Origin of the sequence: Nonomuraea sp. NPDC050680 (genome assembly GCF_040654555.1) — a bacterium.
Classification (GTDB): domain Bacteria; phylum Actinomycetota; class Actinomycetes; order Streptosporangiales; family Streptosporangiaceae; genus Nonomuraea.
Genome location: NZ_JBFAIF010000017.1, coordinates 15,113 through 30,828, shown reverse-complemented (window position 1 = coordinate 30,828; position 15,716 = coordinate 15,113). Strand labels below are relative to the sequence as shown.

The 15,716-nt window shown below is 68.4% G+C and carries 19 protein-coding genes and 1 tRNA gene; 10 read left to right on the top strand and 10 right to left on the bottom strand.

What is annotated here, in order from left to right:
* Nucleotides 1–137: 137 nt before the first annotated feature.
* Both AB0H88_RS38700 and AB0H88_RS38695 read right to left on the bottom strand, forming a co-directional pair.
* Nucleotides 138–326: a hypothetical protein gene (locus tag AB0H88_RS38700; RefSeq protein ID WP_357653498.1), complete on the bottom strand. Its 189-nt coding sequence runs from the start codon at nt 324–326 to the stop codon at nt 138–140.
* 58 nt (nt 327–384) lie between these two features.
* Nucleotides 385–834, bottom strand: a complete 450-nt coding sequence (locus AB0H88_RS38695) for a MarR family transcriptional regulator (protein WP_357653496.1) — start codon at nt 832–834, stop codon at nt 385–387.
* Between the two features lie 60 nt (nt 835–894).
* On the opposite strand from AB0H88_RS38695, the gene AB0H88_RS38690 reads away from it, so the two are divergent.
* Nucleotides 895–1,404: a VOC family protein gene (locus AB0H88_RS38690; protein WP_357653494.1), complete on the top strand. Its 510-nt coding sequence runs from the start codon at nt 895–897 to the stop codon at nt 1,402–1,404.
* A 71-nt stretch (nt 1,405–1,475) separates the two neighbouring features.
* Complete coding sequence (locus AB0H88_RS38685; protein WP_357653492.1) at nt 1,476–1,715, top strand: hypothetical protein; 240 nt, start codon at nt 1,476–1,478, stop codon at nt 1,713–1,715.
* A 163-nt stretch (nt 1,716–1,878) separates the two neighbouring features.
* Here AB0H88_RS38685 and AB0H88_RS38680 read toward each other — a convergent pair whose 3' ends face one another.
* Entirely contained in the window at nt 1,879–2,454 is a 576-nt protein-coding gene (locus AB0H88_RS38680; protein ID WP_357653490.1) for an NAD(P)H-dependent oxidoreductase, read from the bottom strand.
* Nucleotides 2,455–2,551: 97 nt separating this feature from the next.
* On the opposite strand from AB0H88_RS38680, the gene AB0H88_RS38675 reads away from it, so the two are divergent.
* Complete coding sequence (locus AB0H88_RS38675; protein ID WP_357653488.1) at nt 2,552–2,884, top strand: helix-turn-helix domain-containing protein; 333 nt, start codon at nt 2,552–2,554, stop codon at nt 2,882–2,884.
* Between the two features lie 13 nt (nt 2,885–2,897).
* Here the strand turns inward: AB0H88_RS38675 and AB0H88_RS38670 are convergent, their stop codons facing one another.
* The gene (locus tag AB0H88_RS38670) at nt 2,898–4,004 is read right to left on the bottom strand and encodes a hypothetical protein (protein WP_357653486.1); all 1,107 of its coding nucleotides are present in this window, start codon (nt 4,002–4,004) and stop codon (nt 2,898–2,900) included.
* Nucleotides 4,005–4,195: 191 nt separating this feature from the next.
* Here AB0H88_RS38670 and AB0H88_RS38665 point away from each other — a divergent pair, with 191 nt between their 5' ends.
* A complete protein-coding gene (locus AB0H88_RS38665) occupies nt 4,196–5,128 on the top strand; it encodes a hypothetical protein (protein WP_357653484.1) in 933 nt (310 codons plus the stop codon).
* Nucleotides 5,129–5,136: 8 nt separating this feature from the next.
* Here the strand turns inward: AB0H88_RS38665 and AB0H88_RS38660 are convergent, their stop codons facing one another.
* The 5 genes from AB0H88_RS38660 to AB0H88_RS38640 form a co-directional block, all read right to left on the bottom strand.
* Nucleotides 5,137–5,928 (bottom strand): SDR family oxidoreductase, encoded by a 792-nt coding sequence (locus AB0H88_RS38660; RefSeq protein WP_357653482.1) that lies wholly within the window; start codon nt 5,926–5,928, stop codon nt 5,137–5,139.
* A 92-nt stretch (nt 5,929–6,020) separates the two neighbouring features.
* Nucleotides 6,021–7,163 carry a hypothetical protein gene (locus AB0H88_RS38655; RefSeq protein WP_357653480.1) on the bottom strand — a complete coding sequence of 381 codons (1,143 nt, stop codon included), beginning with the start codon at nt 7,161–7,163 and terminating at the stop codon, nt 6,021–6,023.
* An 89-nt stretch (nt 7,164–7,252) separates the two neighbouring features.
* Complete coding sequence (locus tag AB0H88_RS38650; protein ID WP_357653478.1) at nt 7,253–7,690, bottom strand: hypothetical protein; 438 nt, start codon at nt 7,688–7,690, stop codon at nt 7,253–7,255.
* A gap of 37 nt (nt 7,691–7,727) precedes the next feature.
* Entirely contained in the window at nt 7,728–8,771 is a 1,044-nt protein-coding gene (locus AB0H88_RS38645) for a DUF6745 domain-containing protein (RefSeq protein ID WP_357653476.1), read from the bottom strand.
* Nucleotides 8,772–8,847: 76 nt separating this feature from the next.
* The gene (locus AB0H88_RS38640; protein ID WP_357653474.1) at nt 8,848–10,122 is read right to left on the bottom strand and encodes a cytochrome P450; all 1,275 of its coding nucleotides are present in this window, start codon (nt 10,120–10,122) and stop codon (nt 8,848–8,850) included.
* Nucleotides 10,123–10,285: 163 nt separating this feature from the next.
* Here AB0H88_RS38640 and AB0H88_RS38635 point away from each other — a divergent pair, with 163 nt between their 5' ends.
* The 6 genes from AB0H88_RS38635 to AB0H88_RS38610 all read left to right on the top strand — a co-directional run bounded on the left by AB0H88_RS38635 (nt 10,286) and on the right by AB0H88_RS38610 (nt 15,239).
* Nucleotides 10,286–10,657 carry a hypothetical protein gene (locus tag AB0H88_RS38635; RefSeq protein ID WP_357653472.1) on the top strand — a complete coding sequence of 124 codons (372 nt, stop codon included), beginning with the start codon at nt 10,286–10,288 and terminating at the stop codon, nt 10,655–10,657.
* 315 nt (nt 10,658–10,972) lie between these two features.
* Entirely contained in the window at nt 10,973–11,350 is a 378-nt protein-coding gene (locus AB0H88_RS38630; protein WP_357653470.1) for a DUF4180 domain-containing protein, read from the top strand.
* A gap of 14 nt (nt 11,351–11,364) precedes the next feature.
* Nucleotides 11,365–11,436 (top strand) — tRNA-Cys (locus AB0H88_RS38625).
* Between the two features lie 133 nt (nt 11,437–11,569).
* Nucleotides 11,570–13,681, top strand: a complete 2,112-nt coding sequence (locus tag AB0H88_RS38620; protein WP_357653468.1) for a transglycosylase domain-containing protein — start codon at nt 11,570–11,572, stop codon at nt 13,679–13,681.
* A gap of 266 nt (nt 13,682–13,947) precedes the next feature.
* Nucleotides 13,948–14,382 carry a hypothetical protein gene (locus AB0H88_RS38615; protein WP_357653466.1) on the top strand — a complete coding sequence of 145 codons (435 nt, stop codon included), beginning with the start codon at nt 13,948–13,950 and terminating at the stop codon, nt 14,380–14,382.
* 197 nt (nt 14,383–14,579) lie between these two features.
* Nucleotides 14,580–15,239 (top strand): HNH endonuclease family protein, encoded by a 660-nt coding sequence (locus AB0H88_RS38610; RefSeq protein WP_357653464.1) that lies wholly within the window; start codon nt 14,580–14,582, stop codon nt 15,237–15,239.
* Nucleotides 15,240–15,274: 35 nt separating this feature from the next.
* Here AB0H88_RS38610 and AB0H88_RS38605 read toward each other — a convergent pair whose 3' ends face one another.
* Nucleotides 15,275–15,688: a DUF2871 domain-containing protein gene (locus tag AB0H88_RS38605; protein ID WP_357653462.1), complete on the bottom strand. Its 414-nt coding sequence runs from the start codon at nt 15,686–15,688 to the stop codon at nt 15,275–15,277.
* Between the last annotated feature and the right edge of the window lie 28 nt (nt 15,689–15,716).

The following is a 15,716-nucleotide window of genomic DNA, read 5'->3' as shown; positions in this document are numbered from 1 at the left end:
CTCGGGAGTGGGGGGTCCAGCACCCTTCGTCAGGGTCCGTCCAGCTCCGTCCGCACCCGTCGGGGTCCGCCGGAGTCCGTCGGGCTCTCTCGGGCTCTCTCGGGTTCTCCCTCGGGACCCGCCGAGCTCCGGGGTGGTTACAAGCCCGAAGGGTCTCTGCCGACGCTGATCTCCTCGGCGATTCGGCGGAGTTCGGCCATGTCCAGGCCGGGGGCCTTGGGCAGGTGGCGTAGCAAGGCGTCCATCACCACGGGCACCGGCTGCCCGGCCAAGCGGCCGGCGATCCCGTGGACTGCCCTGAACAGCGCCTCATCCGTGTCGTGCATCCGCTCTCCTCGTTCGACTTCCGGGAGAACCGTACGGCGTCGCGGGGACAGTTTCGCGCTACGGCTCCAGCGTGTTCCGCACCGCCGCGCAGATCTCGGCGAGCTGTCCCAGCTGCTCGGGGGTGAGGATGTCGAACAGGCTCCGCCGTACCTCTGCCACGTGGCCGGGCGCGGCGGCGGCCAGCGCGGCGAACCCCTCATCGGTGAGCGCGGCGAAGCTGCCCCGCCGGTCGGCCTCACAGGGCCGGCGCCGCACCCAGCCGCGCTCCTCCAGTCGGGCGACCGCGTGGGAGAGCCGGCTCTGCGAGCTCTGCGCCCTGTTGGCCAGCTCGCTCATCCGCATCGACCGCTCCGGCGCCTCCGACAGGGCCACCAAGATCATGTAATAGGTGTGCGGCATGCCCGCCTCGCGCTGGAGCTGGCGGTCGAGCGCCTCGTTCACCAACTGGGTCGCGGTCAGGAAGTCACGCCAGGTGCGCTGCTCGTCATCGTCCAGCCATCGGGTCATGCGCCCATTTTAGTTGAACTCTCATATACTAGAGGTAGCTTCCGCCGAAAGGGGTTCACCATGCCGGTCCAGCGGCTCAACCACGCGGTCCTGTACGTACGCGACGTCGAGCGCAGCGTCGCCTTCTACCGGGAGGCCCTCGGCTTCGAGGTGGTCATGTCCATGCCCGGCGCCGCCTTCCTGCAGGCGGCCGGCTCGACCAACGACCATGACCTCGGCCTGTTCCAGATCGGCGAGCGGGCGGGCCAGTCCACCGCCGGCCGGTCCACCGTGGGCCTCTACCACCTGGCCTGGGAGGTGGACACGCTCGACGAGCTGGAGCGCGTCGCGGCCAAGCTGAGCGAGCTCGGCGCGCTGGCCGGGGCCTCCGACCACTCCACCACGAAGGCCCTGTACGCGCACGACCCCGACGGCCTGGAGTTCGAGGTCTCCTGGCTGGTGCCCGCCTCGCTCCTCACCAAGGAGGTACTGACCGCGCGCAGCGGCATCCGGCCGCTCGACCTCGCGGCCGACAAGGAGAGGTACGGCGGCCAGACGCGCGGCGGTGTGGGCGTCTCCATCCCCGTCTGACGTCCTGGCGTCACATTTCGCACTAGATGTACCGTGGCCTTATCCCACTCCCGCGCTTTTGGAGGAGGGCCATGCCGAGCGATCCCGACCATGTTCTCGACGCCATCGACGGTGTCGTCGACGAATGGGAGACGTTGAGCGCCGACGCGATGCGCTGGGCGCCTCCCGAGAGCAAGACCGAAGGCCTGATCCATGAGGTGACGGAGATCTTCGGCCCGCTCGCGAACGCGCTCAGCCAGGCGTTCCGCCCACTGGGTGACGCCGTGACCCGCGTGCTCGACAACCTGATCGACAACGACGACGAGTCCTGAAATAACCTGACATAACCCGGCCTGCCGTATCGGCCCGGCAGGCCGTACCGGATGCTTGGCCTCTCGCGTCTCTTGCGCCTCTCGCGCCTCTCGCGTCCCTTGCGCTTCTCGCGCGTCTCTTGCGTCTCTCGCGTCGGGCGGGTCAGGCCGGCGGTCGGGCGAGTCAGGCGGCCGAGAGGCGCATGGGACGCAGGGCGCCCGTGAGCTTGGCGAGTTCGGCGAGCATGGCATCGGCGGCGGCGGTCATCACGTCGTTGGGCTTGACCGTGCCGTCCTCGACGAGCTGCGGATAAAACGGCAGGTTGACGGCCTCGACCACCGGGATCATCTTCAGGGTGCTGACCACCTGGCGCAGGCTGTTGACCGCGCGGGTGCCGCCGGAGACGCCGCCGTAGCTCACGAAGCCGGCCGCCTTGTGCTGCCACTCCTGGTGCAGGAAGTCGAGGGCGTTCTTGAGCACGGCGTTGAAGCTGTGGTTGTACTCGGGCGTCACGAAGACGTAGGCGTCGCCGCGCTCGACGATGGCGCTCCACTCCTTGGTGTGCGCGTGCTCGTACTGCTTGAGCCGGGGATGGTTCGGCTCGTCCAGGAAGGGCAGGCCGATCTCGGCCAGGTCGATCAGCTCGACGTCGAAATCGCCGCCGGCCACGGCCCGCTCGTAGAACCACTCCCCGATCACCCTGCCCACACGGCCGGGGCGGGTGCTGGCGATGACTACCTGCAGTACGGGCTTGGACATGTGACGCTCCTCAGTCTCAGACAGCTAGCTGCTCAACATTATTGAGTAACTACATATTCCTTAGCAAATGAGGTCGCGGTTGGGTAGGATCTACGGCGTGAGCATTGATTCGGTGTGCGTCCGGTTCCACACCGCCCTCGAACTGATCGGCGCCCGGTGGTCGGGCGCCGTGCTGCAAGTGATCTTCAAAGGCGCGCACCGCTACGCCGCGCTCAAAGCGGCCATCCCCGGCGTCAACGACACGATGCTCGCCCGGCGCCTGCGGGAGCTGGAGGCGGCCGGGCTCATCGAGCGGCGAGTGCTCGCCACCTCGCCGGTCAGGGTCGAATACCACCTGACGGAGATGGGCCAGGAGCTGCGCCCGGTCATAGACGAGCTGGTCGTCTGGGCGCACAAGTGGATCCCGCTCCCGGAGGAGAAGGCCTCCTGACCTTCGGGGGCAGTCAGGCGGCTCCCACATGTTCGGCGATGGCCCCGGTGACCGGTATGACCGTGGGCAGGGGCCGGGCCGTGAAATGTGCTGGCTTGTGGGTGCGCAGCAGCAGCTCGCCGCTGCGTTCCCATACGAAGCCGCGCTTGTTCAGCAGTTTCGCGAAGACCGCGCCGGCCTTCTCAGGATCGCGTTCGGCCAGCCGCCGGATCGGCACCGGCGAGACGGCGTCGCCCCGGAGGTAGGCGCTGACCAGCTCGCGATAGGGCCGCCGGGCGACCAGAGCGGGGTCCAGGAAGACCTCCTCCAGCTTGCCGAAGTCGGCGTAGTAGCCGAGCCCCGCCACCTCGTCGAAGATCAGGGCCACCGTCTCGGCCCCGTCCATCCGTACGGGCAGCTCCTCCGTGGCCGGCGCCGCGCCGCCGAGGCGCCCGGACTGGTAGGCCAGGTAGCCGCGCATACGGTCGGCCAGCTCGGCGGGCCGCAGCACCACCAGGTCGGCCCCGAAGTGGCCGATGAAGCACCGGCGCTGCTCGCTCTGCAGCTCCCTGGCCCGCGTCAGCAGCACCGGGTTGCGGAACACCCAGTCGGGATGCTCCAGCGCGATGTGCGCGGCCACCGACAGGAGCGTGTCGCGCGCGGCGGCGGCGTGCACCGCGGGCGTGCCGCTGATCAGCCAGTCGAGCCCGAGCGGCACCAGCCTGCCCACCACGTACATCCCTGGCCGCAGCTGCTCGAACGCCGCCTCACCCAGGTTGGAGTACGCCCGGTAGACCAGCTCGTCCACGAGGTTGAACAGCCGCACGGCCGCCCCGTCGACCACCCGCACCTCGTACACCCCCTCGACCACCTGCTTCCAGCTCGACAGCAGCTCGACCTCGGCCCTGGTCAGGTCGGGCCGCTCGCGCACGAACCGGTCGATGACCGTGTCGCCGCTGGCCAGCAGGTGCTGGTGGGTGAAGTAGTCGATGGGCAGGAAGGCCGCGGCCTCGTCGGCGGGCGGGTCATCGGCGTAGAAGCGGTCGAGCACCCCGCCCAGCTCGCGCTCGAACCTGCCGGAGGTGGCAAAGTGGATCAGCTCGGCCTTGAGCTCAACGGCCCGCGCCAGCATGGTCATCATCACTCCTCGTGTCCGGAGTGACACTAACCGTCCCAGGGGCGGCCTGGACGGCTCTTCCGCCAGTTGGGGTCACCACCTGCCGCTCGCCGCCGACATCGCCGATAGCCTCGTACGGATGGGGTGCCGGGCGTACCGCTGCCGAGGTCCGCGGCCGTGGCGGCTCGGTAACGCGCTCAAGAGGTGGTAGGCGAATGACGCTCTTGGATTACCTACGCGACTGGCAGCCCAAGCCCGTGACCAGTGAAGACGTCATCTCACCCCAGCCCGCGGCGGCCCTGGCGGCGGTCCTCGACGCGCCGCCGACCGCCGGTGAGGCGCTGCCGTTGCCGTGGCAGTGGCTGTACTTCCTGGAGTGGCCGCCGCAGGCCGCCCTCGGCCTCGACGGCCATCCGGCCGAGGGTCACTTCCTGCCGCCCATCCCCCATCGGCGACGGATGATCGCGGGTGGGCGGATGCGGGCGCGGCGGGGGCTGGAGATGGGGCGGCCCGCCGTACGGACCGCTGAGCTGGCGGCCGTCACGCCGAAGGAGGGGCGGACGGGAGAGTTGTTGTTCGTGACGGTGCGGTACGAGTACCGGCAGAGTGGGGAGCTGCGACTGGTCGACGAGCAGGACCTGGTCTACCGCTCGGACCCGCCGACCGAGGGGGCGACTCCCGGCGAGACGCTTCCACAGCCCGAAGAGCCAGCCTCCGCTTCTGCCCCGGCCCCGGCCCCAGCTTCTGCTCCGGCTCCGGCTCCGGCTTCGGCTTCGGCTCCGGCTTCGGCTTCGGCTTCGGCTTCGGGTGATGCTGCGTGGCGGCTTGCGGTTACCGCCACTCCGCCGCTGCTGTTCCGTTTCAGCGCGCTCACCGCCAACGCCCACCGCATCCACTACGACCAGCGCTACTGCACGGACGTCGAGCGCTACCCCGGCCTCGTCGTGCACGGCCCGCTGCTCGCCGTCCTCATGGCCGAGCTGCCCCGACGGCATACCCTGGGGCGGCGGATCACCGGGCTGACCTACCGCCTGCGCCGTCCCGTCTTCGAGGGCGAGCCGTTCGTCGTCACCGGCTCACCGGAGTCGGGGCAGCTGAGCGTCCAGGACGCATCCGGCAGGCTGCGAGCCGAGGCGCACTTCACCTGACCCCCGGCTCACACCGTCTTGAGCATCCCGCCGTCGACGAAGTAGGTGGAACCCACCGAATAGCCCGCCCGCTCCGAACACAGGAAGACCATGAAGTCCGCCACCTCCTCCGGGGTGGCGAACCGCTTGATCGGCGCGTGCTCCCGGGCGACCTCGTCGAGGTGCGCCTGCCAGTCCCCGCCGCTGTCGGCGGTCAGCTGCTTGGCGGTCTTCACCCAGTCGGGGGTGAGGACCAGGCCGGGGTTGACGCAGTTCACCCGGATGTTGTGGTCGATGACCTCCGTCGACAGTGTCTTGGAGAACATCATCAACGCGGCCTTGGTCACGTTGTAGATGGGTTCGTACCACAGCGGCTGCACGGCGCAGATCGACGCGTTGTGCAGGATCACCCCGCCACCGCGCCGCCGCATGCCGGGCACGAGTCCGCGGGCCAGCCGTACCGCCGCCATGACGTGCAGGTCCCAGTACGCCTGCCACTTGTCGTCCGGGGCCTCGAGTATGGTCTCGTTGGACCCGGCTCCGGCGTTGTTGACCAGGATGTCCGCGCCCCCGAAGCCCTCTTCGGCCGCCTCGATCAGCATCGCTGTGCCGTCCGCGGTCGCCACGTCGCACGGGACGGGCACCACCCGCACACCGTGGGCTTCGCGGATGCCGCGCGCCGCCTCCTCCAGGCGGTCGCCGACGCGGGCGGCGAGCACGAGATGCGCGCCCTCGGCGGCGAGCCCCTGCGCCACGGCCAAACCGATCCCGGAGCTGCCACCGGTGATGACGGCGACCTTGTCCCTCAACCCGAGTTCCACGAAACCTCCCGCGCTGTCCACACATGCCCCTCCATCATCGGGGCACCATGGATCCTTCTCCCGGCGCGACATCCGGCGCCTCTCAGGAGGTCCTATTTGGCCTTTCCTATGTCTTGGCCATGTCGGTGCTCCCACTTGCGTGTCTCCGGATTCCATCGAAGCGCACCGCGCGGGCCGCTGAGATCGACGTCGCGAAGCGCGGCCAGCGCCTCGTCCGTCGCGTCGGTACGCATGTGCAGCCGCAGGCGGGAGTCGGGATCGCTGACCACGATCAACGTGCTCTCGGCGGGTTCGTTGCCCTTGGCGAGCTTGCGCGCGAGCTTGCGTAGCTTGTTGCGTACTCCGTCATAGCTGTCCTCGGCCACGCGGCCGATCAGCGCCTCAACGAACGGCACCAGCGCGGACGCCGTCACGACAGTGGCGACGACCGTCACCCAATCCGCCGCTTCGAGGGCGTCAGAGCTGTCCCGCCGGATCCTGTCCCGCATCGCGGTGGCCTCGCCGGAATCACCATGGCGATCAAGGAACGCCGCGAACCACTCGCTGTCGCCCCGCCGCTCCTGCAGCGACCGGGCTTCAGCCACGCGACCCCGCCGCTCAAGGAACTCGACCAGCGACCAGGCGGATCCGGCTTCACGGTAGAGCCGCTCCGCGCCCGCCAGGTCGCCGTCGCGTTCCTGCCGCTCGGCGTAATACACCGCCGCCGATCCAGAGCCGAGATCGTACGCGTCCCGCATCCACCGGTCGGCCGCCTCCTGCAGCCCCTCCTCCGAGAGCGACACGGCGAGCTGGTGGACCTCGCCGCCCGGGTCGTCGGACCGCAGGCAGACCTCCCACGCTTCGTCGTCGGCACCGCGTATCGCCAGGAGCAGGGCGAGCTTCGAACTCAGCGACCAGTCAAACCCGCGTTCGGTGGCGCGACGCAGCCAGATCTCCTCCTCAGGCCGCCGCCCCTGCTTGTCGTAGAAGTGCGCGAGCAGCGAGAAGGCCGTACGATCCCCCGCCTCGGCGGCACGGAGGTACAGTCGCTCCTGCTCGGCGGGATCGTGGCGGCCACACCACGCGCCGAGCCTGCGCATGGCCTCGGTGGAACCCGCCTCCACCGCCCGCCGCACCCAGGCGTCACCCTCACCGGCCCGCGGCCCATGCCGCAACGCCAGCCACAGGGCGACCATCGCCTCCGGGTCGCCGGCTTCGGCTCGTGCACGCAATGTCTCCTCGTCGGCTGAACCCATAGATCCATCATGGTCGGAACCGCCCGCGGTGGGTTGGTTTCGCGAGATCACGCGGGCGCGCTCCGACCGGTCAAGGGGAGTCTGGGAGATCAGTCCGCCACGAGGCGGCTCCTCCGGCCCTCGTGCTCGCGCTGCCGCCGGATGACGTACGTGCCCGGCGTACACCCCGTGGCCCCGTGTTCCGGATGCAGCAGGTAGGCGACGGCGGAGGTCTCGAAGATGCCGATCGCCAGCCAGTCGGAGTCCGACACGTCAACCGTCCAGCGGCAGGTGCCCGGGTCGGCGACGAGCGTGTGCGGGTTGCCGCCGGCCGCACCACGCAGGAGTTCGACCCCTTCAGGCGGTACGTCCGTCCAGGTGGCCGGGCTCCATGGCCGTACGGACGACGCGACGACGGAGAGCGGGATGACGATGAGGTCGCCCTGGGCTTGGAGCCCGTCGACGACGGGGATACTCACCGACTGCTCGAGGTGGTCGAGCACGGCGAGTCCGGTCTGCAGGGAGAGGGAAGCAAGAGTCACAGTCATGGAGATCACCTCAGGTTCGGCGTACGAGAAGGGAGTACTACTCGGCGGACAACCCGTAGGTCCAGCCGGCGGCTTCGAGCGGGTCGGCGAGGAACCCCGGCACGGTCAGCCCGTACCGGCGGCGGTGCCCGTCGCGTTCGACGGACCCATTGACCGCGAGGAGCACCTTGGTCTCCTTGCGCATGTCGTACAGCCGCAGTTCCGACCCGGGGTTGCCGGGGTCCGGCGCGGCGGCGATGAGCCGCAGGCCGGCCTGTTCGATGTACGAGGCCCAGCCGATGCGCTCGATCGCGCACCGCCTGACCTCGACGTTGGCCTCCTGGGCGATCCGGTGGACGTCCGGACCCGTGATCACCCAGGGGGGCACCTGTGTGCCGTGCCAGGCGTACACGTCCCACCCGTCCGCGTAACGCACCGCGGGGCCGTCGGCACAGTGCAGCCGGACCTCGCCGTCGTCGCTCCACACCTCCGTGCGCAGGGCGACGGGCCGTTCGGAGATGACGCACACGCCTTCCCGAGGCCACCACCAGCCGCCCGAGCGGGCCGCTGTCGCCCACAGATCGAGCTGCCTGGCCCGCTCGGTCGCGAAGACCACGCCGGCCGTTCGACGGAGGGCGTCGAAGTGGGCGATCCAGGAGACGCACTGCACGCCGTACCAGCCGTTCATCCGGCGTTCCCGCGGGTCATGCGCCGCCCGGACCGGCACGAGGAGCGAATCTTGGGTGGATCGCGCGAGCGGGCCGACCACCTCCCGGCGAACCAGCCGGTCCATCGGCTCCGCTCTGACCCGCGTGTCGAGTGCGAGGCACAGCTCTCTCATCAGTGCGGAGAGTCGAGGCGGCAGCGGCCATTGGGACATGTGCCGGCCGGCCTCCGAAGGCCGTAGACCCGGCGGGACGGTCTCCAGAGCCGCGAGCGGTGACGAGACCCAGTGGAAACGCGGCGGGGCGAGCCCGATCAGGTGGTACAGCTCGGAGATGGCGGCCTCTTTGGCCGGACGGTCGGCGGGCATGGTCGACAGCGTCGAGTCCAGCCATTCTTCGCGGATTTCGGCAGCTTCCCGCTGCACGAGAGCGCTCACCAGATGAAGGTGGCGTCGTCCTTTCCTACGATCATGGTGGAAATGGTGACAGATCTGGGTGGAGCTGTCCAGACGCCTACCAGGTGAGGAAGAGCGTCTCGGGAGAGCGGTGGATGAGGGTGGGGGCCATCGTGATGTCGGGGCTGGCCAGGCGTAGGCCGGGGAGTTCGCGGATCAGGATTTCCAGGGATATCCGGACCTGCTCCTTGGCGAGTTGCGAGCCTGGGCACCCGTGCGGACCATGTCCGAAGGACAGGTGACGGAAGGCGTCCCGGCCGATGTCGAACTCGTCCGCCCGCACGTCGCCGCCCGCCCGCACGTCGCCGCCCGCCCGCACGTCGCCGTCCGCCCGCGCGGCGGTGTCCGCCCGCGCGTCGGCATCGGCGTCGGCGTCTCGGCCGGCTGAGGCGAAGGACACGAAGACCACGTCGCCCTCGTGCAACTCGGTGCCGCTCAGCGTCACTGTGGTGGTGACCGTACGCCGGAAGCCCTGGACCGGCGCCTCGAACCGGAGTGCCTCCTCGATGGCCGCGGCGATGAGCCGCGGCTGCTCGCAGAGCAGTTCCCACTGGCGGCGATCGCGCAGCAGGTTCAGCACCACGGTGCCGAGCAGCGCGGTCGTCGTCAGGTGGCCGGCCAGCAGCAGGTTCTGGACGTTGGACACGATCTCCTTGCGCTGGTCGAGCGTGAGGTCCTCAGAGCCGGGGGCCAGGTCGCGGACCATCTCTGTGAACAGGTCGTCACACGGAGCCCTCCTCCGCGCGCGAGCGTAGCCGTCGAGCAGCCGCTGCATGTCCACGATCTCTTCCGCGACCTCGACCTGCTCGGCCTCCGTCAGCTCGGTGAACACCAGCCTCTCCGCTCCCTGCGCCCCGCGAATCGCGCCAGGCGCGTCGGCGGGGTCCAGGCCGACCAGGTGGCCGATCACGGCGGCGGGCAGCGGCCTGGCGTACGCGGCCATCCACTCGATTTGACCATCACCGGCGAAGGAGCCGATGAGCACCTCGGCCCGCTCGGTGACGAACGGGAGCGCGGCGGCTACCTTGGCGTGCGACAGCCCTCTGACGAGGGGCCGGCGCAGGCGCCGGTGCGCGTCGCCATCGGCGCCGAGCACCGTCCGCACGCCACCCAACCCCTGGCTCAGCACCGAGAGCGCGGCCTTGCTCGGCAGGTAGTCGGGCCGCAGCGCGCCGGCCGACGAGAACTGCTCAGGATTGCCCAGCACCTCGCGTACGTCTTCGCGCCTGCTCACCAGCCAGGCGTCCAGCTCGGGTACGAAGGTAAGCCCTTGCGTCCGGCGAGCCTCGGTGTAGACGGGGTACGGGTCGCGGTAGAACGCCTGTGGGTTCACGTGCCTATGGTCGCGGGTGGGATATGCGCCGGACAAGCTTTGCCCAAAGGCTCAATACGTTGCCGTTTGGTGGGAAATTTCCTCATTAATGTCGCCTCACATGCGCTTTGTCGCTTTTGAGGTCTAGTGAGAGGATCGGCGGACGATGCCAACAGATATTGTTGTGATCCTCAATGATCAGCCGGGTGAGCTGGCCCGACTCGGCAGGATCACCGGTGAGGCGGGCGTGAACATCCAGGGTCTCGCGGCTTTCACCGGAGAGGGCAAGGGCGTCGTACACGTGCTTGTCGATGACGAGGCCGCCACCAGATGCCGGCAGGCGTTCGAAGGCGCCGGGATGGGGATCGCCGACGAGCGCTCCGTACTCGTGGCGGACATGGACGACCGTCCGGGCGCCCTTGGCGACCTGACCCGGCAGCTGGCCGACGCCAACGTCAACATCGACCTCGCCTACACGACTTTCGGCGGTGTACGGATCGTCATCGCCACCGACGACATGGCGAATGCGGAGTCGGTCCTCGAAAGCCGGCGCTGATCCTTCTCACGAGTCCCGGCGATTGACGTCGCCGATATCCGTCGCTATTGTTGTTTTGGAAAATGACGATCAGGCGTGAATTCACCGACCGCCTGCAGACGAAGGTCAGGAGCCGGACGATGGACAGGAAGGTAGCAGCCATGATGGCCTGCCCCGCCTGCGATCCGGCCGCTTCGTCCTGTTGTCGTTGTTGTCGCGCCTGACGCGCAACCCCTCTCTGCCCACCGCTCTACAGGCGGTTTCCCGCCGCGCGGTCAAATGACGTCGCGCGCGCATCTTTAGTTTTCTCCCCTTTTCGAGAGAGTGAATATCCTCATGCCTGAAACGCTTTCCCTTATTCAGGGATTCCGTGTTCTCTCGTGCGCCCCTGATGGCGAACCGATCAAGGACGAACGCGCCGCCACCGATCTGGTGGGCGAGGCGTGGGGGCAGCGCGCCGAGGTGATCGTCATTCCGGCGGAACGGCTCGACGACGCCTTCTTCCAACTCCGCACCCGAATCGCGGGTGACATCATGCAGAAGTTCACGATGTACCGGCTGCTTCTGGTGATCATGGGTGACATCTCCCGGCACACGGCGGCGAGCTCGGCGTTGCGCGACTTCGTTCATGAGACGAACCAGGGTGACCACGTCTGGTTCCTGTCCAGCCTGGAGCACCTCGACGAGCGTCTGGCCCGGCGCGCCGGCTCCTGACCGTTCGTCTGCTTGGCCGTGTGCCCGAGTGGTTCAGGGAACCGCCTGCAAAGCGGTGGACGCCGGTTCGAATCCGGTCACGGCCTCTCAGCCCGTCAGCCTGCCCCTTGACCAGGGATCATACAGAATTGGATATCGATCGCGGCCGTATAGCGCTATTAGACATCATCCGATCAGTTCTGATTTGCTCCTGCCCTCTGCTGAACAAGAGGGGCTCTGATGGCGCGTCGGGGGACGAAGATCGTACGGCTCACTGCGGCCGGGGTGGCCGCGGGGTTGCTCGTGGCGGGGATCGCGGTGCCGGCCGTGGGGGGTGCGGCGCTCGGGTTCGCGTCGGCGGTGGGCGAGGCGGAGCTCAAGCCGGTCGCCCTCGTCGAGCCGCCGCCGGCCGAGGTCACGATCGTGCAGGACGCCAAGGGGAGCGAGATCGCGCGCTTCTACGAGGAGTATCGGGAGGTCGTCGGCCTCGACCAGATCGCCGAGGTCATGAAGACGGCGATCGTCGCGATCGAGGACTACCGCTTCTACGAGCACGGCGCGATCGACATCGAGGGCACCGTACGAGCGCTGGCCAAAAACCTGCGGGCGGGCAAGGTGAGCCAGGGCGGGTCCAGCATCACCCAGCAGTACGTCAAGCAGGTGCTGCTCAACTCCGCCGGCACCGACGCGGAGCGGAACGCTGCCCTGGAGGCCAGCTACGCGCGCAAGCTGAACGAGCTGCGGTACGCCATGGGCGTCGAGGAGAAGTACACCAAAGACCAGATCCTCGAGAAATATCTGAACATCGCCTACTTCGGGGCCGGCGCCTATGGTGTCGAGGCGGCGGCCAAGCGGTTCTTCGGCGTCAAGGCCGACCGGCTCACCCTGCCACAGGCGGCGACGCTGGCGGGAGCCGTACAGGACCCGAACGCCACCGACCCGAACATCGACAGGAAGCACCGCGACAGGCTGCTGAACCGCCGTAACGTCGTGCTGAACCGGATGGCCGAGCTGGGCAAGATCACCCCAGCCGAGGCGGCCGCGGCGAAGGCCACCAAACTCGGCTACAAGGGCACCAAGCTCCCCGGCGGCTGCGAATCCAGCAAATATCCGTACTTCTGCCTGTACGTCCGGCAGGAGATCCTCAACAACCCCGACTTCGGCAAGACCGCCGCGGCGCGCCTGGCGATGCTCAACCGCGGCGGCCTGACGATCAGGACCACGATCGACCCCGTCATGCAGCGGGCCGCGGATCGGGCGATCAGGAAGCACGTGTCCGCCTCCGACGATCCCGTCGCCGCCGAGGCACTGGTCCAGCCGGGCACCGGAGCGATCAGGGCCATGGCCGCGAGCAGGCCGTACGGCAGCGACCGCGCCAGGAACGAGATCTCCTACAACCTCGTCGCGGACGCCGTGCACGGCGGCGGCGCCGGGTTCCAGGCCGGTTCCACGTTCAAGACCTTCACCCTGATCAGCGCGCTGAAGAACGGCATGAAGCTCGACGACGGCCTGAGCGCGGGCGCCGGATACCGGGCGCCGGCCTATTCGACGTTCAAGAACTGTAAGGGCGAGAACATCGGCGACCCGACGCACACGGTCACCAACGACGAAGGCTCTCCAGGCTGGAAGACGCTGCGGACCGGCACCTGGGCCTCGGTGAACACCTTCTTCATGGAACTCGAGCGGCGGGCCGGGCTCTGCGAGACGGTCACCACGGCCAAGTCACTGGGCATCCGCCGCTCGGACGGGCGGAAGCTGCAGGAGTACGAGACGTTCACGCTCGGCATCAACGAGATGGACCCGGTGACCGTGGCCACCGCGTACGCGGCGATCGCGGCACGCGGCAAGTACTGCGCACCGGCGGCGATCACCCGGGTCACCGACCGCGATGGCAAGGCCACCCGGTACCGGCCGAAGTGCCGTCAGGCGCTCGACCCCGCGATCGCCGACGCGACGGCCGACGTGCTGTCCGGCGTGCTCACCAAGGGCACGATGCGCGACGTCGGGGGCATCGGGCGCGACGCGGCCGGCAAGACCGGCACCACCGACGACTACGCTTCGGCGTGGTTCGCCGGGTTCACCCCGGACCTGGCGGCGGCGGTGAGCATCGGGGACCCGCGCGGCTCCCAGGAACACAAGCTGACCGGCGTGACCATCGGCGGGCGGTACTACGGGGCGGTGGCGGGTGCCACCCTTCCCGGGCCGATCTGGAAGGACACGATGATCGGGGCGTTGGCGGGTGTGCCCCCGACCTCGTTCTCCCCCATCGACACCGCGCGATTCGAGGGGTGCTCCCAGGGTTGCCGGCCCGCGCCGACGTCAGCCGAAAAGAACAGCACGCCGGACCCCTGACAGGCATTGCGCAGGCCCGCCGCAGGCGTTTCGCGCGCGGGCCTGCACGGCGGGCGTCCGCAGGCGCTCGCGGCGGGCGTTCGCGGCGGGCGTTCGCAGGCGTTCGCGGCGGGCGTTCGCGCGAAAGCCCTGGTTGGATGTCCCCCACGCGTGTGGTGCTGATCACCTTAGATGTGTGGATTTCTCCACAGTTGATCGCTGGCGGTCTCCCTAATGTCTGTCCTGCCGGACGAACCCGGCAGCACCGAATCAGGGGGAGGAACCCAATGCGTAAAACCTTTGCGATCGCGGCTCTGGCCGGCTCGATGGCCTTCACCGGTATCGCTCTCAGCCCGGCCGCCCAGGCGACCACCCAGACCACGGCCACCACCGCGAGCGCGACCACCACCGCGAGCGTGAGCACCTTCACGGTGAACTGGGGCAAGTTCTTCTCCAGCGACCACAAGGCGTACACGTTCGGCAGGACGTGGAAGAGCGATGGCACCGTCTTCACGACGTGGCACGGGGTGGACAAGGTCGGCGGCAAGAAGGGCTGGGTGTGGTTCGAGTACTACAAGAACGGCAGCTGGCACAAGTTCAACCAGTCGTGGGACGGCAAGGTCGTCGGCCGCTGGAGCGGGCGAGGGATCAAGAAGGTGTACACGTTCACCTGCTGGGCGGGCAAGCTCGACAACTGCGGCCGCAAGTACCGCATCTACTAGACCGGGCGCCATAGCGAGCGCTGGCCCGACCGCACCGGCGGCTCCTCCCACACGGTCCGTCAGCACCACGGACCTGTGGGAGGCCCCACCTCGCCGTCGTGATCGGCGACGGCGGCACGGAAATGCCGCCGCACGTACCCACAGCGTCCCTGCCGTGAATATCGCGGTCAGCGGGAGTAGCTGGTAAGGGTAGAAGCATGATCTTTTTGAGGCGGGCGGTGGGAGTCGCCGTACTCACCCTTCTGGCCATCCCGATCACCGCTGCCACGGCCACGCCCCCGGCGGCAGCCGACGTGCGCAAACGGTCACAGGCCGAGGGCGGGACGGCGGGCCGCCGCATGCTGGCCCAGCTGAAAGTCGCCAGGCCATTATCCCTCCGTGGTTACAGCCATCGGCGGTTCATGCCCCGGTGGGCGCACCACAAGGGCAGGTGCGACGCGCGAGAGGTGGTCCTGGCCCGCGACGGGCGACACGTACGCAGAAACGCCGCCTGCCATCCGGTCAAGGGCGTCTGGTACAGCCCGTACGACGGTAAGCGGCTGAAAAGCGAAAGACTGGTCGACGTCGACCATGTCGTGCCGTTGGCGTACGCCTGGCGTTCTGGTGCCGGCAAATGGAGCCAAGCGCGGCGCCGCGCCTTCGCCAACGACCTCACCCGCCCCGAGTTGCTGGTGACCAGCCACTCCGCCAACATCGCCAAGGGCGGCCAAGGACCGCAGAGCTGGCGTCCGCCGCGCCGCGCCTATTGGTGCCGCTACGCGACCTCGTGGATCACCGTGAAGCATCACTACCGGCTCATCGTGACCCGAAGGGAGAAGGTGGCCCTGCTCAACATGCTCCGCACCTGCCGAGGGTAGGGCCGCACGCCGACCAGGACCCGGCGACCCCACGATCAGGATGAGCCCTTGGCGGGGATGCGCTTGCCCAGGTTGATGAAGAAAAGGACCAAGCCCACGGTCAGTACGATGTGCCCCAGCCCGGCGAGGCCGGAGATCATCGCACTGGTCTGGGCGCCCAGGACCGTCTGGGTGCCGTGAATGATCATTATCAGGACGGTTAACGCGAGACCGGCGTTGTAGACCCAGAAGGACCAGTTGAAGAGCCTGCTGGCCGACAAGGTGAACAGCTTCTCCAACGCCAGCACGACGAGGTAGAAGAGCATGCCTAGCGCGAGCAGGTGTGTGTGCACCACGCCGAGCTGGGTGTCGCCCGTGAAGTCGGACAACTTGGTGATCTCGCGATAGTACAGGCCACTGATCACGCCGAGGATCATGTAGGTGTGCGCCGCATAATAGAGCTTTTTCACGATTACTACCTTTATAGGCGATTTGCGA